This window comes from Arthrobacter sp. Br18, assembly GCF_000520555.1.
GTDB lineage: Bacteria > Actinomycetota > Actinomycetes > Actinomycetales > Micrococcaceae > Arthrobacter_D.
Genome location: NZ_KI914854.1, coordinates 2292 through 26446, shown reverse-complemented (window position 1 = coordinate 26446; position 24155 = coordinate 2292). Strand labels below are relative to the sequence as shown.

24 protein-coding genes and 1 pseudogene are annotated in these 24155 nt (G+C 65.2%); 12 read left to right on the top strand and 13 right to left on the bottom strand.

Features of this window, described 5'->3' with window-relative positions; all coding sequences use genetic code 11:
* Window positions 1-57: 57 nt before the first annotated feature.
* The 8 genes from Y704_RS0106765 to Y704_RS0106730 all read right to left on the bottom strand — a co-directional run bounded on the left by Y704_RS0106765 (window position 58) and on the right by Y704_RS0106730 (window position 6054).
* The gene (locus Y704_RS0106765) at window positions 58-444 is read right to left on the bottom strand and encodes a hypothetical protein (protein ID WP_026549552.1); all 387 of its coding nucleotides are present in this window, start codon (window positions 442-444) and stop codon (window positions 58-60) included.
* Entirely contained in the window at window positions 395-901 is a 507-nt protein-coding gene (locus tag Y704_RS22680) for a P27 family phage terminase small subunit (RefSeq protein ID WP_081747449.1), read from the bottom strand. Before Y704_RS22680 ends, Y704_RS0106765 begins: the two co-directional genes overlap by 50 nt.
* A 154-nt stretch (window positions 902-1055) precedes the next feature.
* Window positions 1056-1337: a WhiB family transcriptional regulator gene (locus Y704_RS19510; protein WP_035771869.1), complete on the bottom strand. Its 282-nt coding sequence runs from the start codon at window positions 1335-1337 to the stop codon at window positions 1056-1058.
* Window positions 1338-1659: 322 nt separating this feature from the next.
* On the bottom strand, window positions 1660-2019 hold the full coding sequence (locus tag Y704_RS0106750) for a hypothetical protein (protein WP_026549551.1): 360 nt from the start codon (window positions 2017-2019) through the stop codon (window positions 1660-1662).
* A 146-nt stretch (window positions 2020-2165) separates the two neighbouring features.
* Window positions 2166-3500 carry an AAA family ATPase gene (locus tag Y704_RS0106745; protein ID WP_026549550.1) on the bottom strand — a complete coding sequence of 445 codons (1335 nt, stop codon included), beginning with the start codon at window positions 3498-3500 and terminating at the stop codon, window positions 2166-2168.
* On the bottom strand, window positions 3497-3871 hold the full coding sequence (locus Y704_RS0106740) for a hypothetical protein (RefSeq protein WP_026549549.1): 375 nt from the start codon (window positions 3869-3871) through the stop codon (window positions 3497-3499). Before Y704_RS0106740 ends, Y704_RS0106745 begins: the two co-directional genes overlap by 4 nt.
* Entirely contained in the window at window positions 3868-4134 is a 267-nt protein-coding gene (locus Y704_RS23945; RefSeq protein ID WP_155850246.1) for a hypothetical protein, read from the bottom strand. Before Y704_RS23945 ends, Y704_RS0106740 begins: the two co-directional genes overlap by 4 nt.
* Before the next feature lie 450 nt (window positions 4135-4584).
* Window positions 4585-6054 carry a recombinase family protein gene (locus tag Y704_RS0106730; protein WP_026549547.1) on the bottom strand — a complete coding sequence of 490 codons (1470 nt, stop codon included), beginning with the start codon at window positions 6052-6054 and terminating at the stop codon, window positions 4585-4587.
* 18 nt (window positions 6055-6072) lie between these two features.
* Here Y704_RS0106730 and Y704_RS23295 point away from each other — a divergent pair.
* Window positions 6073-6264: pseudogene (locus tag Y704_RS23295) on the top strand (MBL fold metallo-hydrolase); the annotation flags it as partial.
* A 12-nt stretch (window positions 6265-6276) separates the two neighbouring features.
* Here the strand turns inward: Y704_RS23295 and Y704_RS0106725 are convergent.
* Window positions 6277-7059, bottom strand: a complete 783-nt coding sequence (locus Y704_RS0106725; RefSeq protein ID WP_026549546.1) for a trans-aconitate 2-methyltransferase — start codon at window positions 7057-7059, stop codon at window positions 6277-6279.
* A gap of 39 nt (window positions 7060-7098) precedes the next feature.
* On the opposite strand from Y704_RS0106725, the gene Y704_RS0106720 reads away from it, so the two are divergent.
* From Y704_RS0106720 to Y704_RS0106710, 3 genes are read left to right on the top strand one after another with little or no spacing between them, the layout of a single operon-like run.
* Window positions 7099-9639 carry a DEAD/DEAH box helicase gene (locus Y704_RS0106720; protein WP_026549545.1) on the top strand — a complete coding sequence of 847 codons (2541 nt, stop codon included), beginning with the start codon at window positions 7099-7101 and terminating at the stop codon, window positions 9637-9639.
* Between the two features lie 54 nt (window positions 9640-9693).
* Window positions 9694-10179, top strand: a complete 486-nt coding sequence (locus tag Y704_RS0106715) for a GNAT family N-acetyltransferase (RefSeq protein WP_026549544.1) — start codon at window positions 9694-9696, stop codon at window positions 10177-10179.
* A 10-nt stretch (window positions 10180-10189) separates the two neighbouring features.
* On the top strand, window positions 10190-11503 hold the full coding sequence (locus Y704_RS0106710; protein WP_035771867.1) for an alpha/beta fold hydrolase: 1314 nt from the start codon (window positions 10190-10192) through the stop codon (window positions 11501-11503).
* A gap of 38 nt (window positions 11504-11541) precedes the next feature.
* On the opposite strand, the gene Y704_RS0106705 is transcribed toward Y704_RS0106710, so the two are convergent.
* Together Y704_RS0106705 and Y704_RS0106700 are read right to left on the bottom strand one after the other, a co-directional pair.
* A complete protein-coding gene (locus Y704_RS0106705; RefSeq protein ID WP_026549542.1) occupies window positions 11542-12312 on the bottom strand; it encodes an IclR family transcriptional regulator in 771 nt (256 codons plus the stop codon).
* 63 nt (window positions 12313-12375) lie between these two features.
* A complete protein-coding gene (locus Y704_RS0106700; RefSeq protein ID WP_081747447.1) occupies window positions 12376-13227 on the bottom strand; it encodes a nitrilase-related carbon-nitrogen hydrolase in 852 nt (283 codons plus the stop codon).
* Window positions 13228-13543: 316 nt separating this feature from the next.
* On the opposite strand from Y704_RS0106700, the gene Y704_RS0106695 reads away from it, so the two are divergent.
* The 7 genes from Y704_RS0106695 to Y704_RS0106665 all read left to right on the top strand — a co-directional run bounded on the left by Y704_RS0106695 (window position 13544) and on the right by Y704_RS0106665 (window position 19859).
* A complete protein-coding gene (locus Y704_RS0106695; RefSeq protein ID WP_026549540.1) occupies window positions 13544-14374 on the top strand; it encodes a DUF6282 family protein in 831 nt (276 codons plus the stop codon).
* Window positions 14371-15015 (top strand): ABC transporter permease, encoded by a 645-nt coding sequence (locus tag Y704_RS0106690; RefSeq protein WP_026549539.1) that lies wholly within the window; start codon window positions 14371-14373, stop codon window positions 15013-15015. The genes Y704_RS0106695 and Y704_RS0106690 overlap by 4 nt, the downstream gene beginning before the upstream one ends.
* Window positions 15012-16235, top strand: coding sequence for an ABC transporter ATP-binding protein (locus tag Y704_RS19500; RefSeq protein WP_051476773.1), 1224 nt, complete (start codon window positions 15012-15014; stop codon window positions 16233-16235). Before Y704_RS0106690 ends, Y704_RS19500 begins: the two co-directional genes overlap by 4 nt.
* Complete coding sequence (locus Y704_RS0106680; protein ID WP_026549538.1) at window positions 16232-17014, top strand: ABC transporter permease; 783 nt, start codon at window positions 16232-16234, stop codon at window positions 17012-17014. Before Y704_RS19500 ends, Y704_RS0106680 begins: the two co-directional genes overlap by 4 nt.
* A 28-nt stretch (window positions 17015-17042) precedes the next feature.
* Window positions 17043-17984: a glycine betaine ABC transporter substrate-binding protein gene (locus Y704_RS0106675; protein ID WP_026549537.1), complete on the top strand. Its 942-nt coding sequence runs from the start codon at window positions 17043-17045 to the stop codon at window positions 17982-17984.
* A gap of 49 nt (window positions 17985-18033) precedes the next feature.
* Window positions 18034-18954, top strand: a complete 921-nt coding sequence (locus tag Y704_RS0106670; protein WP_026549536.1) for an alpha/beta hydrolase — start codon at window positions 18034-18036, stop codon at window positions 18952-18954.
* 224 nt (window positions 18955-19178) lie between these two features.
* The gene (locus Y704_RS0106665; protein ID WP_026549535.1) at window positions 19179-19859 is read left to right on the top strand and encodes a DNA alkylation repair protein; all 681 of its coding nucleotides are present in this window, start codon (window positions 19179-19181) and stop codon (window positions 19857-19859) included.
* Between the two features lie 149 nt (window positions 19860-20008).
* Here the strand turns inward: Y704_RS0106665 and Y704_RS0106660 are convergent, their stop codons facing one another.
* The gene (locus tag Y704_RS0106660; protein WP_026549534.1) at window positions 20009-21055 is read right to left on the bottom strand and encodes an NAD(P)-dependent alcohol dehydrogenase; all 1047 of its coding nucleotides are present in this window, start codon (window positions 21053-21055) and stop codon (window positions 20009-20011) included.
* 189 nt (window positions 21056-21244) lie between these two features.
* On the opposite strand from Y704_RS0106660, the gene Y704_RS0106650 reads away from it, so the two are divergent.
* Entirely contained in the window at window positions 21245-22129 is an 885-nt protein-coding gene (locus Y704_RS0106650) for an EamA family transporter (RefSeq protein ID WP_253904250.1), read from the top strand.
* Between the two features lie 262 nt (window positions 22130-22391).
* Here Y704_RS0106650 and Y704_RS19495 read toward each other — a convergent pair.
* The coding region (locus Y704_RS19495) for an FAD-binding and (Fe-S)-binding domain-containing protein (protein ID WP_035771864.1) at window positions 22392-24155 on the bottom strand (1764 nt) is incomplete at its 5' end.

The window sequence follows — 24155 nt, the reverse complement described above, 5'->3', positions numbered from 1 at the left end:
TTACAGCATTTCAGGGGCCGGCGGTCGAATGTGTGCGTTTTCGGCCGCCGGCGGCGATTATTTTTCGCGGGCGGCTTTCGCCGCCGCTTCGAGCTGATCCAGCCGGGCACCGTATTCGTCGAGGATCCTCTCGGGTCCTATGCTGGCCGGCATCTGGGCGGCCATGGCGAACATGGTCCCGGTCAGTCTCTCGACCTGCTCCAGCTCCTCGACCGGCATGGCCGCTGCCTGCGCTTCCAGGACGGCGAGCGCGTCCGTATCGTCCAGGCTGGTGGCGCGGAAGAGGGCAAGGGCGAACCTGTTGAAGCGGAAGTAGTCGTCGGTCAGTAGGTGCAGATTCTCGTCAGTTATGGTCGTGCCTTTCGGGTGCTGTTGCTGGTGGTGGAGGTGATCGTCAGCCGGCGAACGGATTGCCAGCGTCGGCTGTCGGGATGCGGTCCTCACTGCGGCGTGCTGCCGGGGTGAGCTGTAGCTGCACCGCCCACAAGCGGAGCTGCTGGGATGCTTCCCTGCCGGCGGCGAGGCTCGGATTCTTGACGCGGCGGCCACTGTCAGCGCTGGACCGGCCCTCGACGGTGACACCGCGCTCCCGCACGTCCGCCGTCGCCGCGCAGAAGTCGCTCCAGAATGTGCAGAAGGCGACGAGCCCGGCCCGGTCTGCCTCGGTGAACCTGTCGCGCTCTGCGGCAAAGACTCGAGCAAGTCGCCGCCACTCGGCAAGGCCCTCGCCGTGCAGCGCGGCCGGCTCATCCGCCCACACGAGGCTAGGACCGCCGGCGGTGACGTTTGGAGCCGTCGCGGGCCGGGCAGGGCGGGCGTGAGCGGGCGGCATGAGCTTGAGCCGGGGTGAGGCCGGCCGTCGAGCTGCCGGCGCTTTCTTCGGTGCTGGTGATGCGGTCATTGTGCGGCCTTCCTGGTCGTCGCTTTCAAAAACAGGTTTTCGCTAGGCGTATCGCACGGCGAGCTACCCCGGCGCGGATCTGTCTGCGAACTTTTGCAATCGCGACCCCCGCTAGGGGGTGCTGGGCGTGTGCTGACTGCTGCGTGGTGGTGTCTCATGCTGCGCCGCGTTGTTGTCGGCGGTGGCGCTTCCGGTCGGCTTCGGTGAGGCCTCCGAGGACGCCGTGGCGCTCTTGGACGGCGAATGCGTAGGCGCGACATTCGCGGAGCGCGTTGCAGCCGTTGCAGAGTGCTGCGGCGCGTCTTTGTTGCTGCTGGTCGTCGCTTGTCCACTCGGGGCCGTTGACGCATGGCATGATCGCGCTGCTGGTTGCGGCGAGGAAGTTCCGCCATTCCGCTGTCTCGGTGGTGTCGTCTCTCGTGGTCTCCCTGCTCATGCTGTTGCCCGCCTTGCGCGTTGGCCTGCGCTCCAGGCTGCTGATCGGTGCTCGCGGTCCTGCTCAGTGGTGCCGGCCCACACGCCTGGTTCCCGCGGGTGGCGGTGGACGTATGCGCGGCATGCGTCGAGCACGGGACAAGAGTCGCATAGTGCTGCTGCCGCTTCCTGCTGCTCTTGTCGTGGGTCCAGCCAGTCGAGGCCCCGCGTCACTAGGCATGGGGTGGCGTCCTTGTGGGCGGCTACCTGCTCGACGAGGGCGGCGTGTAGCTCCTGACGGGCACCCTTGAGAAGGGGCGGGGACCCTCGGTGCTTGCGGGGGCTCATGGTTGCTGCCAGCCGGCGAGGAGGATTCGGGGCGCGGCGTTGAGTTGCAACATGAACGGGCTTTCGGGGTTGACCCCCTCACCGTCTCTGCTGATGAAGACGACGCCGAGGCGGCCGTCCTCGGTGAGCGCGAGGGCTTCGAGCGGGTCAGCGCCGTCTGGGAACCGGCGTCCGGTGCTGATCCAGCCGAACGGCGTGAGGTTCGTCAGGACGCCGTTTGCCCAGCACGTCGGGAGTTGGAGGGCGTCGCCTTGGGTGAGTGGCCGTTCGGCGAGGATCAGGCGGGCGAGTCCGGGTGCGATGTTGTCGAATCGGATGCTGTCGGGGGTGTTGGCGGGGTGCTCGGGGGTTGTCATTGTATTTTTTCTCCTGTTGAGGGTTTGTCACTCGTGTTTGTCACCGTGGGGTGTTTCATCGTTTTGTCGTCTTTCTGCTGGCACCTCGGTTAGTTGTTTTGAGGTACTGAACAGGAACCCGGGTATATACCCGGGGTTACCCGGGTTCAGAAGCCGGGTACACCGGGGTTCACCCGACTACCCGGGTTAGGGGTTTCTGGGAGGAAGTAGCATTTGCCACCGCCCCTTCCGGGCCTGTCGCGCTCGACGATGAGGCCGGCGGCCACTCCCTGCTCAATGGCTGTTGCCGTGGCTTTGTCGTCACCTGGCAGGGCTTGCTTGATTCCGGTTTTCGACGTGCCCGGGGAGTTAGCGAGGAACTCCAATACCTGCGGCAGCTTGTAGGCGCCCTTGACTTCCTTGCGCCCGCCGCCGGCATACGTCAGGTGCCGGCTGTCATGGCTGTAGGAGAGTGAGCCCTCCGCTAGGTCCACGTCCCTGCCGTAGGCGCTGAAGAAGCGGGGCGACGACGGGTCGTCGTTCTCTCGCATGATCTTCCATGTCACGTCGGGCCAGTCGAGGAGGCGCGAGGAGCCGCGCTGCCGCTCGCCAGAATGGCCCATGTGGTGCACGACGATGCTCTCCTGTGCGCCGACGTCGGCGAGGAACTCATCCCACGCGACGAGGAACTGCCCCGCGTCGAGGTTCTCGTCAAGCCCGAGCGCGTCGAGTGTGGGGCGGAGGCAGTCGAGGATGACGACTTCCGCGCCGCGCAAGGTTGCCGCCCAATCAGCCCGGTTGTCGTCCTCGCGGGGGTCGAAGGAGGACGCCTTGCCGCGCAGGTTGAGGACGGCGACTTTATGGACGTTCTCGATGCCTTGCGCTCGCAACCACCGGCGGAGCGTGCGCGTGTCGAGTTCGTTGTCGATGAGGACGACGTAGCTGTTGACGGGTCGGACGGGGAAGGTGCCGAGGAACGGCGCGCCGTCTACGAGGGAGCGCAGGAGGTTCCCAATAAGCGTCGACTTTCCTGCCTTGTATTGAGCGGCGAGGATGCAATTGCCGCCGGTCGGCAGGAGACTGCCGATGCGATACTGCGCTTCATCGTCAGGGCTCGCGAGGAGCGTTGCGAGGCTTACCGGCGTCGGGCGGGGCCCCTTAGCCTGTGCCTGTTCGGCTTTCACCCGCCGGGCGGCGTGCTCGCGCAGGCGGAGGTCCCGGGCCTTGCCTTCTATCTCCCAGTCGTCGAGAGCTTGTTGCATGTCGATCGGGCCGGCGCTCGCGACTTGCTGGGCGAAGCTGCCTCCGGTCTCGACGTTCGTTATTGTCCAGTCGCGGAGCCGTTCGAGGCTGGTCTCGGTGAGCTGTCGTCCGCCGTTGCGTTGCTCGGCGTCGGCGGTGGCTGCTGCCAGGGCGGTGCTGTAATGGTCTCGTGCTTCCTTCGTGAGGGCGTCGAGGCGCGCGCGATGCATGAGTGCGTGGACGGTGGCATAGCGCGTCATGCGTTGATCCCCTCTTTGCGGGCGCAGGTGTCGCAGAAGCCGAAGAGGACGACGAGGATCTGCCCCCCTGGCCGCGTGAAGCGAACTCCGCCGGGGTACACGCCGCGTGGGTCGATGTGGCCGCAGCGGTCGCAGGCGTTGTCAGCATCTCCGGTCAGTCGGAGGCGCAGCGGCTCGCAGGCCTCGCAGACGACGAGGTGGGGGTCCCAGAGCGCGGCTATCACGGGCTGATTGATTAGAGCAAGGTGCCCGCAATGGTGAACGTCGCCGGCCGTGATGTTTGAGGCGACTTGCTGAACTTGCTGCCGGAACCAAAGGCTTGGCTCGTGGTTGCGGACGGCGCGGAGTGCCTGCCCGGTTTCGGCGTTCATGACTTGCCCGCTTCGAGGCCGGGCAGCTCGACGTTTGTGAACGCGGGCGCGCTGGTGGCAGCGGTCGGCGTGCCGGTGAAGAGGGCTGCGAGTCGGGCGCGCTGCTCCGTGGTAAGTGGCGGGGCGTCGGCGACGATCTTCTCGACGTAAGCTTCGAGCTTTGCGGCGGCGAGTTCTCGCTGCAGTTGCGAATGATCTTTGTTTGGGTGGTGACGGGAAGCTGCCGCGAGTTTCGCTCGTGCGGCTCGTGTTGGAGTAGACAAAGGGAAAGCCCTTCCAGGATGCAAACTACGCACCTCGCCGGAAGGGCTCGGTCTAACTCCAAGATCATCAGGGCCACTTGGCTGTCCCGCCCCTCAGTGAAGGGGGCTATTGCTAACGACGCTAGCACCTGCTAGCGCCGGTAGCAAGTGTTCAACCAATCCGATAATTCACTGTGCTCGTATCGAAGTCGGCTTCGAGTTTTCGGCACATCTCGTCAACGGTTTCCCAGCTCCCGCGCAGGTCGAGACGTCTGCCCTCAGACTCGCAGCGAGGGCATCGCATCGATAGCGGCTGGGACCGGACCGCCAGCACCGAGGTTTTCCACCCTTCGCCGTCAAGCGGCTGGTGCTGGCCGTCAGTGCCACTCGCGACGCGCCCCAAGGTGTGACCGTGCGGACATTCGATTATGACGATCCCGCCGAGCATCGGCGCCCTCTTTCGCTTCCTGCTCATGCTGCCTGTCCTTCCCATTCGATGCCGACTGATTCGGGTTTGAAGCCTGGTCCGCGTGTTGTTTTGAGGATGAGCACCCGCATGCGGAGGAGTGTCAGTAGCCGGCGCTGCTGCGCTATGTCCCAGCCGTCCCACAGCTCCGCGAGCCGGTCGGGGTCCGTGCCCGCAATTTCCTCTAGCAGGCCTGTCGGCACGTTCGACCGTTCCGCGAGGATCCTTTGCAGCTTGTCGATGCTCGGCGTTATGCGGCCGGTGACGGTTTCGAGCTGACCGATGGATAGCCGGCTGGCTAGATAGGATTCGGTGGCTTCATCGAGCTTCACGCGGAGCGCGGCGAGCGCTTCCCGCTCTTCCCTATGGTCGGGGGCGTGCGCTGCCTGGATGACCTCAGCGAAGTCGGGGCGGGCCATGCGGGCGAGGACCACGCTGCGCACGAGAGCATCGACGTGGCCTTCGTTGCGTCCTACACATGCCTTATCGAGGCAGACGTAAAGCGACACCTTCGCGCCCGGCTTACCCTTCGGAGCGGTGCGCAGGATCCCACCACAGACGCCGCAAGAGCCTATGCCGCCCGTGAGGAGGTGCTTGAACGCGCCGGCCTTCCCGAGGAGCTCCCCCGGCTGGAAAAGGCCTGTCACCGCTTCGTACTGTTCCATGCTGATGAGGGCCGGCCACGCGGCAGGGAAAAGCTCCTGGTCGGACTTGCCCCGGTGGTGCAGCCGTAGGGCCGCGTTCGACGGACGGAGGGCAATCTTTTTCACCGTGGACGGTAACCACTTCGCCGCTCCCCCCTCGCGGTGCCCGAGGTATGCGCTCGGCGTCGGCACTTCCCGGTCGTTGAGGTCCTTCGTCACCGACCGGAGGGACTTCCCCGCCAGCAAGAAACCGACGATGCGACGGACGACGGCGGCGGCTTCCTCGTCCAGGCTGTCCGTGAAGGCGTTCGACTTGCTGTCAGGGTCGTAAGCTCTCGTCCATCCGTAGGCGACGGCACCGGCCGCCCGTCCTTCCCTGGCCCGGCGGTTCGCTGCGGCGCGGATGCGCTCCGACTTCACCTCGGATTCCATCGTGTCGAACTCACCGATGAGACCGGCCATTCCTCGCCCGTAGGCGCTCGACAGATCCAGCTCGGGGCCCTTCACGGCGGCGATGGACACTCGATGATCGGCGAGCGCCTTGATGCCGTTCGCCCGCTCGATACGGTTCCTCCACAGCCGGGACGTGTGAAACACGACGATGCGCGAGAAGCTTCCGGTCGCGGCGTCGTGCATGAGTTTGCTGTAGCCGGGCCGGACTTTCCCGCCGAGGGCCGAGATGTCGTTGTCGGAGTAGACGCCGCCTACCGTCCATCCGCGCTGTTCCGCCATTTGCCGTGCGTCCGCTATCTGCTGGTTCACGCCGGCGGCTTCGCCCGAGGGGTCCTCACTTATACGCGCGTAGACCGCTACCGTTTGTGTCGATTCCATATTGCCACTCTAGCGCCCTCCGCATTTCCCGGCGGTCTCGGCAATACCCAGGGCGATGCCGCCCGGTTCCGCTCCCTCTTCGCCGACGTCGAGGAGCGGGTCTTCCGCTACCTCCCTGATGACACGCTGGTGCACCCCGGTCACGGCAAGGGGACGACGCTCGGAGCGGAGCGGGGCTCGCTCGAGGAGTGGCGCGCTCGCGGCTGGTAGGCGTCGGGCGCTTCAGTCCGCCAGCTTCTGCCCCACTGCAAAAATCCGCCGGAACGGGAAGACCGTCCCGGCGTCCGAGCGGGGGTACGCTTCGCGCAACAGTGCGCCGTAACCGTCCTCGAATGCGGCGCCCTGCTCGGGCGACAGGGCGCTGAGGACCGGACGGAGTCCAGTCCCCCGCACCCATTCAAGGACCGGGTTCTCCACCTGCAGCACCTGCAGGTACGTCGTCTCCCACGCGTCGACGCGCAGCCCGGCCGCACTGAAAAGTTGCAGGTAGTCGTTCGGCTCCCCCACTGCGTTCTCGTGCCGGAGCACCCCGCCGAGCAGGGGTTTCCAGGCCGGCGTCGCTGCGTGCTCCCGCATCAGGACATGCGACGGCGCACGGAAGTTCCCCGGCACCTGAAGCGCGAACCAGGATCCCGTGGGCATCGCTGCGGCCCATACCGGCAGCAACTCCCGATGCTCCGGAATCCACTGCAGCGCGGCATTGGTGACGACGACGTCGTCGTCCGGTCCGGGTGTCCACTCCCGCAGCTCGCCGATTGCGAACCGGAGGTTGCCCGGTGCTCCGGTGGTCGCCCCGGCCGCCTCGATCATTTCGGCGCTCGAGTCGATGCCGACCACCTCGGCGTCCGGCCAGCGCGCTGCGAGCGCCGCGGTGAGTTCTCCCGGGCCGCACCCCAGATCGACCACCCGCCGGGGAGCGGCGGAGTCGATCCGCGAGACGAGGTCGAAGAATGGCCTGCCGCGGTGGTCTGCATACTGTGCGTATTTCGCTGGGTTCCACGTCATCAGTTCACCCTAATGCCGCACCGGTAGGCTGAACGGACCATGAGAATCCAAGAGCACCTCCCCGCGCCGTCCACAGGCGATCTCCCTCCTGACGCCGTGTACGAGGCCTTCACCGCCTGGACCGCCGCGCGCGGAATCGAGCTGTATCCGGCACAGGACGAGGCGGCGGTGGAGCTCGTCTCCGGCAACAACGTGATCCTCGCAACGCCCACCGGATCCGGAAAATCGCTCGTCGCCGTCGCCGCACATCTCAAATCCTTCTCGGAGGGCCGCACCAGCTACTACACGGCACCCATCAAGGCACTGGTGTCCGAGAAGTTCTTCGCGCTCTGCGACATCTTCGGGCCGGAGAACGTCGGCATGATCACGGGTGACTCGGGAGTGAACCAGGGCGCCCACATCATCTGCTGCACCGCGGAGATCCTCGCGAACCTCGCCCTGCGCGAGGGTGCGCAGGCCGAGCTGGGCACCGTGGTGATGGACGAGTTCCACTTCTACTCCGATCCCCAGCGCGGCTGGGCGTGGCAGGTCCCCCTGCTCGAACTCCCCCAGGCGCAGTTCCTCCTCATGTCTGCGACCCTCGGCGACGTCTCCCTGTTCGAGAAGGACCTCACCGAGCGCACCGGTCGGGCCACCGCAACGGTCACCTCCGTGGAACGGCCCATTCCGCTGCACTACTACTACGTGGAAACGCCGATCCAGGAGTCCCTCGAGGAGCTCCTCAGCACCAACCAGGCGCCGGTCTACGTGGTGCACTTCAGCCAGGCCGAAGCGATCGAGCGCGCGCAGAACCTGATGAGCGTCAACGTCTGCTCACGGGAGGAGAAGGACCGCATCGCCGAGCTCATCGCTCCGTTCCGGTTCTCCTCAGGATTCGGGAAGACCCTTAATCGGCTCGTCCGCCACGGTATCGGCGTGCACCACGCGGGAATGCTGCCCAAGTACCGCCGGCTCGTGGAACAGCTCGCGCAGGCCGGCCTCCTTAAGGTGATCTGCGGGACCGACACGCTCGGCGTCGGCATCAACGTCCCAATTCGCACGGTGCTCCTGACGGCGCTGAGCAAGTACGACGGCGTGCGGACCCGCGTGCTCAAGGTCCGCGAATTCCACCAGATCGCCGGACGCGCTGGCCGCGCAGGGTACGACACCGCCGGGACCGTCGTGGTCCAGGCGCCCGAACACGTCGTGGAGAACACCAAGGCCATGGCGAAGGCCGTCTCGAAGTTCGGGGATGACCAGAAGAAGCTCCGGCAGGTGGTCCGGAAGAAGCCGCCCGAGGGTTTCGTGTCCTGGGGCAAGCCCACCTATGAGCGCCTGGTCGGGAGCGTGCCGGAGCAGCTCACCTCCTCCTTCGGCGTCAGCCATTCGATGCTCCTGAACCTGCTGGAGCGGCCCGGCAACCCTTTTCAAGCGGCCCAGCGGCTGCTGAGTGAGAACCATGAGAGCCGGGCCTCCCAGCTCCAGCTGATGCGCAAGGCCATCGGCATCTACCGCGAGCTCGTGACAGCCGGCATTGTCGAACGCCTGCCCGAGCCCGACGCCGACGGCCGCCAAATCCGGCTCAAGGTCCACCTGCAGGCCAACTTCGCCCTGAACCAGCCGCTCTCCCCGTTCGCGTTGGCGAGTCTCGAACTCCTCGACCCCGAGGCTCCGGGCTACGCGCTCGACGTCGTCTCCGTCATCGAGGCGACGCTCGAGAAGCCCCGGCAGGTCCTGTCGGCCCAGGAGAAGAAGGCGCGCGGCGAAGCCATTGCCGCCATGAAGGCCGAGGGAATCGAGTACGACGCCCGAATGGCCCGGCTCGAAGAGATCACCTACCCCCAGCCCCTCGCGGAACTGCTGCAGCAGGCGTTCGACGTGTACCGGGGTACCGCTCCCTGGCTCGGCGACTTCGAGCTGGCTCCGAAGTCAGTGGTGCGGGATATGTATGAACGCGCCATGAGTTTCGGCGAGTACGTCGCGTTCTACTCGCTCACCCGGTCCGAGGGAATTCTGCTGCGCTACCTTGCGGACTGCTACAAGGCGCTCCGCCAGACAGTGCCCCTGGAGGCGCTCCGGGAGGACCTCAGCGACATCATCGAGTGGCTGGGTGAACTGATCCGTCAGGTGGACTCGAGCCTGCTCGACGAGTGGACCCGCCTCACCACGCTGGACGCGGATGGCCTCCCCGGGCCCGCCGACGTCGTCGAGCTCCCGGAGGAACCGCCGTCGGTCACCTCGAACGAGCGTGCCTTCCGCGTCATGGTGCGCAACGAGATGTTCCAGCGCGTTCGGCTCTTCGCCGACGAGCAGGACGAAGCCCTGGGTACCCTCGACGCCGAATCCGGCTGGACCGCCGGCCGGTGGGCCGAAGCGATGGACGGCTACTTCGGTGACTACGAGGACATCGATGACGGCCCGCAGGCCCGTGGACCCGACCTCCTCCTCATCGAGAAGCAGCCGGGAGCGTGGAAGGTACGCCAGATCCTGAAGGATCCGGAGGGCAACAACGACTGGGGCATCAACGCGCTGATCGACCTCGCCGCGTCCGACGACGCCGGAACACCCGTGGTGCGGATCGTCGGGGTGGGCGCGCCGTAGCAGGCGTCGTCGGCAGGCTCTCCCGCCGTCGTCGGAATCGCTAGGCTGGATTCCATGAATTTCATTCGTGAGGCCATGCCCGACGACGTCCCCACCATCCTCCAGCTCATCCACGACCTGGCGGTGTATGAGAAGGAACCCGACGCCGTCCGCAACACCGTGGATCAGCTGACGGACGCGCTCTTCGGTCCGGATCCCAAGGTCTATGCCCACGTCGCCGAGTCGGGCGGCCGCATCGAGGGGTTCGCGCTCTGGTTCCTCAACTATTCCACATGGGAGGGCGTTCACGGGATCTACCTCGAGGACCTGTACGTCCGCCCCGGGGCGAGGGGCGCCGGCCACGGCAAGGCACTGCTCCAGAACCTTGCCCGCATCGCCGCCGAGCGGGGCTACGCGCGCGTCGAATGGTCGGTGCTGAAGTGGAACGCGCCCTCCATCCGGTTCTATGAGAGCCTCGGAGCGCGGGTGCAGGAGGAATGGTCGACCTTCCGGCTGACCGGCGCCGCCCTCAGCGGTTTCGCGGGCACTGCCAGGGCATGAGCAGCAACCTATGACCCGCAATGCACCAGCGTCCGAATACCGCCGGGGCAACCGCTTCGCGATGCGCGGCGCGATGACCACCGAACACTTTCTCACCGTTCCCCTCGATCATTGGGGCGGAGGCGGTGAGACCATCGAGATTTTTGCGCGGGAATACACCTCGCCGGACTTCAGCGAGGACGAAGCCGCAAAACTTCCCTGGCTGCTCTTCCTCCAGGGCGGGCCGGGCGGGCGCGGAGTCCGCACTCCGCGGCTCAGCGGGTGGATGAAGGCAGCGGCCAGGAATTTCCGCATCCTGATGCTGGACCAGCGGGGAACGGGCCTCTCCTGCCCGGCCGACGCCGCCACGCTCGCCACGCGGGGCGGGCCCGAGGAACAGGCCGTCTACCTGGCGCACTTCCGGGCGGACTCGATCGTTGCCGACGCCGAAATGGCACGATCCCACCTCAGCGCTGAACCCTGGACGGTCTTCGGGCAGAGCTACGGAGGCTTCTGCGTACTCACCTACCTCTCCTTCGCACCGGAGGGTATCCGACGTGCGCTCATCACCGGAGGCCTCCCACCCCTGGCAGGTTCACCCGACCAGGTCTATAAGGCCACCTACCAGCGCGTCGAGGAACGCAACCGGGAATACTTCGGCTGGTACCCTGGAGACCGCGTGATGGTCACGCGCATCGCCCGGCACCTCGACTCCACTGTCGAAGAGCTACCCACAGGGGAACGCCTCACCGTGCGCCGCCTCCAGATGATCGGCTCGTTCCTCGGCGGCAACACCCGGGTCGACGCCCTCCATTTCCTGCTCGAGGACGCCTTCGTGGACACCCCGGCCGGGCCGAGGCTGTCGGCAGCATTCCTTCACCAGGTGGGTGCCCTGGTCACCCGGGCTCCCAACCCGCTCTACGCGCTGATGCACGAATCCATCTACTGCCAAGGCGAGGGTTCGGACTGGGCCGCGGAGCGGGTCCTCGCCGTTTTTCCACAGTTCCTTGCCGGCGCAGAGCAGCCTCTCCTGACAGGCGAGATGGTGTATCCGTGGTATTTCGAGGAAGATCCGGCGTTGCTTCCTCTCCGCCGGACAGCCCAGCTGCTGGCCGGGAAGAAGGATTGGGGTCCGCTCTACGACGTCCGGAGGCTGCGCCGGAACACCGTTCCTGCCGCAGCGGCGGTGTATCAGGACGACATTTACGTGGACCGCGAACTGTCCCTGGCGACCGCCCGCGACGTCAAGGGGCTTGCGGTGTGGGAGACGGCGGAGTTCCACCATGACGGGATTTCCGACGACGGCGAGTCGATCTTCGAGCGGCTGATCGCCCTGACCGGATAGGCCCGTGCGTGGCAGGAACGCCTGGAGCAGGGCTGACCCTATGCCGGGACGATCGCCGTCGTGAGCGGTTGCCGGAGGCTGCCGGCAGCGGCCACCAGATGCGAACCGAACAGGTGGATGTGGTCCTCGATCCGCAGCGCGGGCCCGGAGATGTTCAGAGCAGCGATGATTCTGCCGGAGAAATCGCGGACCGGAGTGCCGATACCGATGATCTCCGAATCGAAGATCCGGTTCGCCACTGAGTACTGACGCTGTCGGGACCGTTTGATTTCCTCCAGGAACGCGGCCGCCTGACTTCTTGATCCGTTCGGGTCCGACACCTCTGCAATCTCGAGGATCTGGTCGTCATCGTGATCCATCAGCAACGCCATACCACTCGAGCTCCGACCGACCGGAATGGTCCGGCCCACCCACCCTTGAGTCTCGATTGAACGCCGCGAACTCTCCGAGCGCACGGTGAGCACCTCGCCGTCACTGAGGACGGTCAGGTGCGTGCGCTCACGCACGTGGTCGGTGAGCTTCCGCATGACCGGTCCGGCCTTCTTCGCCAGATGCTGGTCACCCGCCCGCGATGCCAAAGCGTAAAGCCGCCAGCTCAGCTCGAAGCAGCCGGCCGGGTCCCGGGAGACCAGTCCGGACTCCAGCAGACTTTTCAACTGCCGGGAAACGATCGATTTATCCCGGCCCAGCGCCCGGGACACTTCCGAAACCGTCATTCCATGGGGATGCAGCACCGCGTCCGCCGTGCCGAGCACCTCGAGCACGGCCATGATTTTGGCTGCACCGCTTTGCTTCTGACCTGTGCTCATAACGCACACTCTAGGAGCCGTATGTGAAATTCACAACCCGAAAACGCGAATTTAGCAACACAACTACCCCTCCTCTGCCGCCAGTCGCGATGCTTCCCGCGCAATGAGGTCCGCCCTTGATTCCTGCAAAAGCGGCCATTTGCGGCGGAGAAGCCGCAGTTCGCCCAGATCCAGTTCGGCATCCAGCTGTCCGGGCTCGGACCCCAATTGTCCGAGCACCTCGCCCGAGGGATGAATCACCCGCGAACCGCCCCAGAAGTCCCGCTGGTTCTCCTCACCGCAACGGTTGACGAAGATCACAAACGACTGCAGGACCACCGCGGCGTGAAGCAGGAGGATTTCCCAGGCCCGCTCCGTCGGCACGCCGACGTGGCTCGTTGCGCTGTTGACGGGCACGACGAGGACTTCGGCACCGCCGTGTGCGGCAAGCCACGGAATTGCCGGTTGCCAGGCATCATTGCAGATCAGCACCGAAAGGCGGGTATCAAGGAGGTCCTCACAGTGCAGCTGACCGCCTGGACGAAAGTGCTTGCGCTCCTCCCACCCGCGGTAGGTGGGCAGGAACATCTTGCGTTGAATACGGGACTCACCGTTGGTGAGCAGGGCCGCACTATTGAAGGTGTGGTGGCGAAAGGCTTCGGCGAAACCCACCACCGCTGCCGGACCGTGCCGGCCAAGACCGAGCAGGCGCTCGTCGGTGGGCGGTAGGGGCAGGGCATCGGGAACCTCACTCAGGTGGTACCCATGTGTTGCAAGTTCCGGCAGCACGACCAGGTCGCGATCGGAGGCGGCTGCAATCAAGGAGTCCATTTCGCGCAGATTGCCATCTACATCCCCCAGCGTCGGATCGGTCTGTAGGAGCCGGACCCGTAAGGTCCCGTCCTTGGCAGCCCGGTCCTGCAAAGCTCCAGTCACTGACTAATCCCTTCTTGCGCGGCAGATCCGCCGCATCCGGAGAGTGGGGGCCACTCCCGTCATCGTCTGCACCACTATTCATGCCTGATGCTACCGCCGCAATCGGCAGTGCATTTATCGCAACTACGCGCCTCCGAAACGACCTGCCTGATCGAACTGGCGCGGTGGAGCGCCAGAAGCGACAGTTGCATATATTGCATCACAGTGTTGTGTTACTCACATTTCACTCCTAGAGTCGTCCCCATGAACCCGGGACTAGATCAGAGTCGATTGCCCCCGCCCTCCGCGTCGCCGGACAGTGGGCGGACGTCTGCAGATGTTTGATGTCCACGTCCATGCCGCGCCGGATGTCATTGACCGCATCGGATACGACGACCAGGTTGGCGAGCAGTACGCTGCTGATGGTTTCAGCGGTTTCGTCCTCAAAGGACATCAGGAGTCGACCGTCGGACGGGCGAAGGCACTGGCACGCGCATCCGGGCTCGACGTCGTCGGAGGCATTGTCCTCAACAGGCCAGCCGGCGGGATCAACCCGGTATCGGTTGCCGCCACCCTCCATAGCGGCGGCCGCGTCATCTGGTTTCCGACAGCCGACGCCCACACGCAGGAGAGTGCTGGACTACCCCGCCTCGCCGACCTCCAGCCCCGGCTGGGCCGCGCAGCGCTGTGCACCCCACCGGTACTGGCAGCCAACCAACAGCAGTTGGACGACATCACACTGATCCTTGACCTGATCGCGGAATTCGACGCGGTCCTGTGCACCGGCCACCTCAGCGGTGACGAGTGCCGCTGGCTCTTCGATCAGTGCCAAAGCCGGGGAATCACGCGATTCCTCCTGACGCATCCCTCGTATACCGTTCCCGCGATGAGCGTGGCGGAGATTGGCGAGCTGGCCGAACAGGGGGCCTACGTTGAAATCACCGCCTACCAGCTCTGGCACCAGCCGGACATGACCGAGGAGCTGCTGGCCCAGGTGGCCCGGGCGGCCGGGGACAGGCTGATCCTCGCATCCGACGCCGGCCAGCCCAACAGCCCGCCGCCTCCCCTGGCGCTTCGGGAACTCATCGAACGTCTCGCCCGGCAGGGTCTTGACCACAGCTGGCTGCTGGCCAGTGCCTCCGACAACCCCAGGAAGCTTGTGCTGTGAATTTTCTTGAATTCCTCATCAATCGCAGCGATGACATGCTCGAACTCGGGCTCGGCCACGCCGCCGTCGTCGGTGTATCGGTGCTGCTCGCCACCGTCATCGGGGTAGGCCTTGGCGTCGCCACCTATCGGAAGCCGCGGCCGCGCGAGGCCGTCCTCGCCGTCACCGGCGCGTTTCTGACCATACCGTCCTTCGCGCTCTTCATCCTGCTGATCGGGCCCCTCGGCCTCGGATTCATGCCGGTGGTGGTCGCCCTCACCATGTACGGGCTGTTGCCGATCGTCCGGAATACGATCACCGGGCTGCGCGAGGTGGATCCGGCCATTGTCGAATCCGCCAGCGGCATGGGAATGAGCCGCAGACAGCAACTGCTGCGCATCGAACTCCCACTGGCCTGGCCCGTGATCATCACCGGAGTTCGCGTGACCTCTCTGGTATTGCTCGGCATCGCTGCAATCGGCTCGATCGTCCTCGGCCCCGGTTACGGCGAGATGATCTTCACCGGACTGGCCCGGGTGGGCACACCGGTGGCGGTCAACCTCGTCCTCGCCGGCACCCTCGGCATCATCATTCTCGCCATCCTGTCCGATGTCCTGTTCTACGTCATCCGCAGACTCACAACCTCCCAAGGAATCCGATGACCAGTGCACCCACCCCCAGTCAGCCACCCCGTAAGGTCATGATCCGGTTGGAGAACCTCACCAAACGGTTCCCCGGCCAGAAGCAGAACGCCGTCGACAACCTCACCCTGGATATCTATGAAGGCGAGATCGTTGTGCTGGTCGGCCCGTCCGGCTGCGGCAAGACCACCACCATGAAGACGATCAACCGGATCATCGAACCTACCTCGGGCAAGATCATCCTCGACGGTGAAGATGTCACCACTGCTGATCCGGACACGCTCCGGCGGCGGATCGGCTACGTCATCCAGCAGGTGGGCCTCTTTCCCCACCTGACCATCGGCGAAAACATCGCGACGGTCCCGAAACTGCTCGGCTGGGACGCCAAGCGGGTATCGGCACGGGTCGACGAACTGCTCGAAATGGTCAATATGTCTCCGGCTGACTACCGCGACCGCTATCCCAAGCAGCTTTCCGGCGGTCAGCGTCAGCGGGTGGGCGTCGCCCGGGCGCTGGGTGCGGACCCCGACGTCATGCTGATGGACGAGCCCTTCGGCGCGATCGATCCCATCACCCGCGACCGCCTGCAGAACGAATTCCTCCGTCTGCAGTCCGAGGTCCGCAAGACCATCGTCTTCGTCACCCACGACATCGACGAAGCCATCAAGTTGGGAGACCGCATCGTCATCCTCCAGGAAGCGTCGCGCATCGCCCAGTACGACACCCCCGAGAGAATTCTCACCGCCCCGGCCAATCAGTTCGTTGCCGACTTCATCGGCAGGGGAGCATCACTGAAGCGACTGAATCTCAGCCGGGTGTCCGATATCGAGCTGTCCTCCTGGCCCACTGTCCGCGTGGGCACCGACCCTGGGCAGGTACTTGATCTTCTCAACAGCAGCGGGCGGCATTCCGTGCTGGTCCTTGACGACGCCGACCGCCCACGCCGCTGGGTCAGCGCCGGGGACCTTCGATCCTCCCCGGGTAGTGCACTCGATGAAATCGGCACACCCGTCGAAGGCATGGTCGAACCCACCGCCACGCTCAGCGATGCGCTCAACGAACTGGTCGCCGCCCACAACAGTGTCACGATCGTGGTCGATTCCGCCGGCGCCTATCGCGGAGTGGTGGACATCAACCAGATCAACGAGACAATCCGCGCCATGCGCAGCACCTCCGCCGCCCAGAATGCAGCCGAACTCGCTGAACGCTCGACGGCAGGATCAGCCGGTGAGCGACCATGACCACCCACGCACACGACCAGGACCTCGTCGTCCAGACCCCGCCACGGACGCAGAACCGGTCGCTGGCCGGCTATGTGATATTGCCGGCCATCCTGGCGGTGGTATGCCTAAGTATGTACCTATATGTCAGTTCGCAGGAACTCGATAACATCGAGGCCCGCTCCCTCAATGCAGCGTCCCTCGCCACAGCGACGTGGGAACACATCCAGCTGACCGCGGTGTCAACCCTGCTCACCCTCATCGTCGCCGTCCCGCTCGGGATCCTCCTCACCCGTCCGCTCACCCGTCGGATCCGACCGTATGTCCTGACCCTGCTCACCCTTGCACAAGCGGTACCGACGATCGCCGTCCTCGTGTTGCTTGCCGTCGCTTTTTTGTTCCTCGGCTTCCAAGCGGCCGTTGTGGGCCTGGTGCTCTACGCGATCATCCCGGTGCTGCTGAACACCATGGTCGGTCTGGAGCAAGTGGATGAATCGGTCCTGGAAGCCGGCCGGGGCATGGGTATCTCGAAGTTCGGGGTACTGCGCCGGCTGGAACTCCCCCTGTCCGTGCCGATCATCCTGGCCGGTGTGCGCACCGCGCTGGTCATCAACGTGGGCACCGCCACGCTCACCACTTATATCAATGCCGGAGGCCTCGGCGACATCATCGTTGCCGGTCTGTCCACAAACCGTGTGCTGATCCAGATTGTCGGCGCCGCTCTCACCGCGGTCCTCGCCCTGCTGATCGATTATCTGGCGGGAATCGCCGAAGACTTCCTGCGCCCTAAAGGGCTGTAAAACCATTCCACCCACTAGAAGAGGAACCATGAAAACAACATCCGCACAGGCGAAAACCCTCACAGCCCTTGGCGCCGGCCTTGCCCTCATGCTGACTGCGTGTGGAGGCGGGGATGACGGCGGCGGTGCAGCCGCGAACGGCGAACTCGCCGGCGCCGAGCTGGCCGTTGGATCCAAGGAATTTACCGAGTCGATCCTGCTCGCGCAGATCACGGCCGCCGCGCTCGAAAATGCCGGCGCAACGGTCGAGGACAAGACCGGCATCTCCGGCAGCGCCACGGTCCGTGAAGCCCTGGAAACCGGTGAAGTCGATGTGTACTGGGACTACACCGGCACCGGGTGGGTCAACATTCTCGGCAACGCGACCGAGGATGTTCCCGAGGACCTGTACGCCGCCGTCGCCGAAGGCGATGCCGCGAACAACATCGCCTGGCTGGAGCCGGCACCCTTCGAAAATACCTACCGCATCGCGGTACCCAGCGATTTGGCTGAAGAAAGCGACCTCACCACCATGAGCGACGCCGCCGCCTACATCCAAGAAAACCCGGACGAAGGGAACGTCTGCGCAGCCAGCGAATTCATCAACCGCGACGATGGGTTGCCCGGCCTTGAAAAGGCCTACGGCTTCGAGTTCAGCAGCGTCGTCGAACTCGACCTGAACCTCATCTATACCCAGATCGGGGAGGACTGCAGTTTCGGCGAGGTGTTCTCCACCGACGCCCGCGTGGTCTCCAACGACCTGACCGTCCTCGAAGATGACCAGGAGTTCTTTGTCGAATACCAGGGCGCGATGACCCTCCGCCAGGAAACCCTCGACGAGTACCCCGCCATCGCCGAAATTATGGCACCCATCAGCGAAGCGCTCACCAACGAGACCATCACCGAGCTCAACGGGAAGATCGACAACGACGGCGAAGAACCGCGCGACGTCGCTGACGAGTGGCTCGAGAGTGAAGGCCTGATCGGCTGACCAGGCTCCATCCCACCAAGACTTTGAACACGAAACAGAAGGAAACACAGTGATTGAGAAGGAAACCACGTTCTTCAGCGAGGGAAGCCGCCTCAAGGCGACTCTTTACTACCCCGACGACCTCCCCGCAGGCGGCCCGCATCCGGCGTTGATCGTCAACTCCGGATATCAGGGCTTCAACGAGTTCTACCCGAAGATGTTCGCGAAGAACATGACCAGGCGCGGTTACATCTGCCTCGGCTTTGACTACCGAGGAATGGCGGACAGCGAGGGCGAAAAGGGCACCGTCCTCATCGAGCAGCAGGTCGAGGACATCCGCAATGCGATCACCTTCGTGCAGTCCCAGGACGAAGTGGACAATCACCGGATCGGGCTCATCGGCTGGGGAATGGGCGCCGCGAATGTCGTCATCGCCGGCGGAAAGGCGCGGAACGTAGCTGGAGTGGCTGCGCTGAACGGCTTCTACGACGGCGAGCGGTGGCTCAAGTCGATCCACACCTTCGACGAGTACACCAAGATTCTCGACGCGGTACAGCTTGACCGCACGCGGCGGGTCCTCGAAGGAGACTCACAGCTGGCCGATACGTTCGCCCACTATCCGCTCGACCCTGCCACGGAGGACTACGTCGGGAAGGAACTCTCCCAGGTGTATGGGTTCGGGCACCCAACCCGTCTCCAGTTCACCGAGTCGATCATCGACGTGAAGGTGGAGAAGGTGGTCAGGGATTTGGCGCCGGCGCCCCTGTTCATCGGGCACGGCTCGCGCAACACGCTGCACCCGTATGACGAAGCGTTGTCCCTCTACGAGGCGGCGTCCTCTCCCAAAACGCTCTACACGATCGATGGCCGGCACAATGACTTCATGTACGGCGATCACCCGGAATTCCTGACCCTGTGCGATCGCCTGCAGGAGTTCTTCGATTCCGCGTTCGCTGCAAGCACGTCGCCGTCCAGAAGTGTCTCGGCGTAGCCTGATCCCGATCGCCAAGGCGCCGGCACCTCGTTTGTTGGGTGCCGGCGTTTTCGGTGCCTGAGGTTCCTTTGGGGGACCACCGAATTCCACGACCCACCAGCTCGGCCTCAGCTCCTGCCAGGAGGTCTGCAGCGACAGTTGCGCTGAGGCGTCCGTGGAACCGACTCCTCCGGCATGACACTATTAGGCTGTATTCAACACATAAATAACAGGGACGGCAGATGTCCGAGACGACAGCGGCCGACGTGATGGCCGAGCTGGCCGAGCTGGCCACGATCGAGGATCGCAAGATGCGCAGCGTGAACGAGAAGCGCGGCGACGACCACGGCGTGAACCTCAGCAAGCTTCGCGTGATCGCGAAGCGCTTGAAGATGCAGCAGGATCTCGCACTCGAACTCCGGGCGACGGACGACACAGCGGCTCGGCTGCTGGCCCTTCTGATCTGCCGCCCGAAAGCCTTCGAACGCGACGAGCTGGATGCCATACTGCGCGCGTCGCGCGCTCCTAAGGTGCACGACTGGCTGGTCAACTATGTGGTCAAGAAGAACCCGTGCGCCGAAGAGCTGCGCGTCACGTGGTCTGCGGATGCGGATCCGGTGGTCGCCAGTGCAGGGTGGGCCCTGACCTCGGAACGGGTGGGGAAGAAGCCCGAGGGGATGGACCTCCCTGTGCTGCTCGACACCGTCGAGGCGGAGATGAAGTACGCGCCGGACCGCCTTCAGTGGGCGATGAACCACCCCCTGGCCCACATCGGGATCGAGCACAGTGAACACCGCGCCCGCGCGATAGATATCGGAGAACACCTCGAGGTGCTCAAGGACTACCCCACTCCCCCGAACTGCACCTCCCCGTACGCGCCCAGCTGGATCAGCGAAATGGTGAGCCGGCAGGGCGGGGCCTGACACCGTAGGCCCAAGCCTGGTACGAGCCCTGGTCGGGGGCCGCTCCGGAAAAGCCCATGAAGGGCGAACACCCCAGGCACACCGACCTCAAGCAGGAACGGCGCCCCTGGGAACCGTTCACCAGGGGCGCCGTCTCAGCTGGGAGCGAACTAGCTCAGCGTCGCGGTGTCGATGACGAACCGGTACCGGACATCCGAGGCGAGGACGCGCTCGTAGGCGTCGTTGATCTTCTCGGCAGGAATGACCTCGATCTCGGCGCCGAGACCGTGCTCAGCACAGAAGTCAAGCATCTCCTGGGTCTCGCGGATCCCGCCGATCAGTGATCCCGCGAAGGACCGCCTTCCTCCGATCAGCGCAAACGCGTTGACGGGCAGCGGCTCCGCCGGTGCGCCGACATTGACCAGCGCACCGTCCAAAGCCAGCAGGCCCAGGTAGTCGCTGATGTTGATCGAGGCGCTAACGGTGTTGATGATCAGGTCGAAGGAACCGGCCAGGTCCGTGAACGTGTTCTCATCACTGGTCGCGTAATAGTGCGCGGCGCCAAGTCGGAGACCGTCTTCCTGCTTCTTCAGCGACTGGGACAGCACGGTCACCTCGGCGCCCATAGCGGAGGCCAGTTTGACGGCCATGTGGCCAAGTCCGCCGAGTCCGACGACGGCAACCTTCCTGCCCGGGCCGGCACCCCAGTGGCGCAGTGGTGAGTAGGTCGTGATGCCTGCGCACAGCAGCGGCGCGGCGGCGTCGAGCTCGATTCCCTCGGGGATTCGGAGGACGAAGTCCTCGGTCACGACGACGTGCGTGGAGTAGCCCCCCTGGGTGATGGAGCCGTCGCGGTCAACTGCGCCGTAAGTGCCGGTGTTGCCCTTGAGGCAGTACTGCTCCTCGCCGGCCGTGCAGTTCTTGCACTCACCGCAGGAATTCACCATGCAACCGACACCGACCCGGTCACCGACGGCATGCCTGGTGACGTTCGGGCCGACTTCAGTGACGATGCCGGCGATCTCATGGCCGGGCGCCAGCGGGTACTTTTGTGGTCCCCAGTCTCCGCGGACCGTGTGGATGTCCGAGTGGCAGATGCCGGCGAACTTGATATCGATCAGAACGTCGTCGGGTCCGACATCGCGGCGTTCGATGGTCGTGGGGATGAGGGCCTCTGCGGCAGACGGCGCTGCATAAGCGGAAACGGTGGTGGGCATGAATGACTCCTGCGCATCGTGTTGCTTGAAATTCTTCGTCCTGTGGTGCCAACCTTCGACGCCGGCACCGTATTCCTCACCGGTAACCAAGAGGAACGTTAGGGCAAGCGCGACGGTCGGAGCACGGAGGCCTCGCTGGCGCCTTCGGGCTCGAGCGAAACCCGCAAGACCTGTTGGAGAATGGTCACCATGCCCACGTCCCATGTTCCTGCACCCGTGCTCATGCTCGTGGCAGTCCTGTCCGTCCAGTTCGGTGCGGCGCTCGCGCGGACTCAGTTCGAAGCGGTTGGCCCCACCGGCGCGGTGCTGCTGCGACTGCTGTTCGGTGCGCTGATCCTGCTCGTCGTCGTCCGGCCGAAGGTCTACCGCTGGACGCGTCAACAGTGGGCGGCAGCAGCGGTGCTGGGTATCGCCCTGGCGGGGATGAACACGCTGATCTATCGTGCCATTGACGTCATTCCGATCGGCGTCGCAGTGACTTTGGAGTTTACCGGCCCCCTCCTCCTCGCCCTGGTGCAAACCCGGCGCTTCATCGACGCCGTATGGGCGCTCCTGGCCTTCGCCGGCGTCGTACTCCTGGGTTTCGAAGCCGGCGAAAGCCTGCCGCTCGCAGGGATCGCCTTCGCGCTCGGCGCGGGCGCGTTCTGGGCCGTGTACATCCTGTCCAGCGCACGCGTGGGCAAACTCCTGCCGGGCGTTGAAGGGCTGGCCGTATCCATGGCCATCGGCGCAATCATCACGCTGCCGTTCGGCGCATCGGCTGCGACTGCCGGAGCCCTGGCGTCGCCCGTGGTCCTCCCAGTGTTCCTCGGTGTGGCGTTCCTGTCCAGTGCCCTCCCCTACGCGCTGGAAATGCTGGCGCTGCGGCGCCTCTCCACCCGTGTCTTCGGTGTGCTCTCCGCTCTTGGACCGGCGATGGCAGCCCTCGCTGGACTCCTTGTCCTCGCTCAAGCGCTAGGCCTTCGCGAGATCCTGGCGCTTGCCCTCGTCACCGCCGCCTCGATCGGTGTGACGGTCGGGGGACGACGACGGCGCAAGCCCGACACCAGAACTCCGGTGCCGCCAGCGCCGTGACCGCGGCGTAAGCGCTGCTTCCACATTCGATGAGCTGGCGGGACGAATCCTCCACCCACGGCATCGAATGGGGTAGGAGGCACTCCAGTTCCCAGAGGAGGAACGAACGCCTGCAGACGTCGGATCCGCCGCATCCGGCAGCGGATGGTCACGCTGGATCTGCGCCTCGCCACGGCGCCCAACTGGAGGTGCCTCGTCGCAACGCCACCTGAGGAATGGGCCGAGCCACCTGGATGTCGATCCGGTCGAAAAACGCTCGCGATCACTCCTGGTTGGCGTCCTGCCGCCGGACCGGAGGCATCGCCCGATCAAGCAGCTGCGCCAGGTGGATTCCCTTCCGTTCACTGAGGTCCTCCAGTTGCGTTCGGCAGGAGTAACCGTCCGCGAGTACGACGGCGTCGGCCTCCGCCGCACGGACCGCCGGCAGGAGCTGCTGCTCAGCTACCGCCACGGAGATGTCATAGTGGCCGCGCTCCACCCCGAAGTTCCCCGCGAGGCCGCAGCACCCGCCGAGCTTCTGCAGGTTTGCGCCGGCACCCTCCAGAAGCGCGGCGTCGGGGCTCCAGCCCATCACGGCGTGGTGGTGACAGTGCGGCTGCGCGATGACGGTTGTCCCCTCCAACGACGGCGGGATGTAGCCGGGCGTCTTGGCGAGGAATTCCGCAAGGGTATGCATCGCAGCTGCCACCGGACCCGCGGCGGCGCGGCCCAGCAGTTCAACGGCATCCGAGCGCAGCACTCCCGTGCACGAGGGCTCCAACCCCACGATGGGGATGCCCTCGTCCACGGACTCGCCCAGCACCCCGACCGAGGAACGCAGGATCTTCCGGGCCGCATCCAGCTGACCGGTGGAGATCCAGGTAAGGCCGCAGCACACGGGCTGATCAGGGATCCGCACCTCGTACCCGGCCGATTCGAGTACCCGGACGGCTGCCTGACCCACCTCCGGGGTGAAGTTGTTCGTGAACGAATCCGCCCACAGGAGCACCGGCGGGCGGCGCTCGGAGGAGGGTGCTGCCGCATCCCGCGTCGCGAACCACGCGAAGAACGTCTGCGGAGCGAACGCGGGAATGTTTCGGCGCTGGTCAACGCCGGCCAATCGGAGCCCTACCTGCCGCAGGCCGGGCAGCCGCACCAGGGCGTTCACGAAGCGCGGAGCGTACGCGGCAAACCCCGCCCACCGGGGTAGCCAGCCCAACGAGTAATGCGACAGAGGACGGAGCCTGCCCTTGTAGCTCTGATGCAGCACCTCAGCCTTGTACGCGGCCATGTCGATCCCGGTCGGGCAATCGGACGCGCAGCCCTTGCAGGACAGGCAGAGGTCCAGGGCCTCGTGGACCTCAGGCGCCCGCCAGTTCGGCGTGCCGCCTTTCACTCCGCCGGTGACGCTGCCGTTGATCATCTCTTGTAGGGCACGGGCGCGACCACGTGTGGAATCCTTCTCCTCGAGTGTGGCGATATAGGACGGGCACATGACGGTCGAGTTGTCGTTGTGGGCGGCGCGGCACTGGCCCACGCCAGTACAGCGGTGGACTGCCTGGCTGAAGTCGCCGTCGTCGTGCTCATAGCCAAATCCCAGCTTCGAGCGCAGCGGACCTGCCTCGGCAACGCGGACGTTCGCGTCCAGCGGCTCCGGATCCACCAGCACGCCTGGGTTGAGGATGTTGTCCGGATCCAGGATGCCCTTGACCTTGCCGAACAGGGAGATCGCCGCCGGCGTATACATAAAGGGAAGGAGCTCGCTGCGGGCGCGGCCGTCGCCGTGCTCGCCGGACAGGGACCCGCCGTAGCGCGCCACCAGCGCGGCGGCGTCGGTAAGGAACGCACGGAAGGCGGCGGTGCCGTCTTCGCGGTGGAACGGGAAGTCGAGTCGCACGTGCACGCAGCCATCGCCGAAATGGCCGAACGGGAACCCGGTGAGGTGGTGCGTGAGCAGGAGGTTGTCGAAGTCGCGGAGGTAGTCGCCCAGCGTTTCCGGCGGCACGGCGGCGTCCTCCCAGCCGGCGTGCGCCGGCACTCCGGCTGG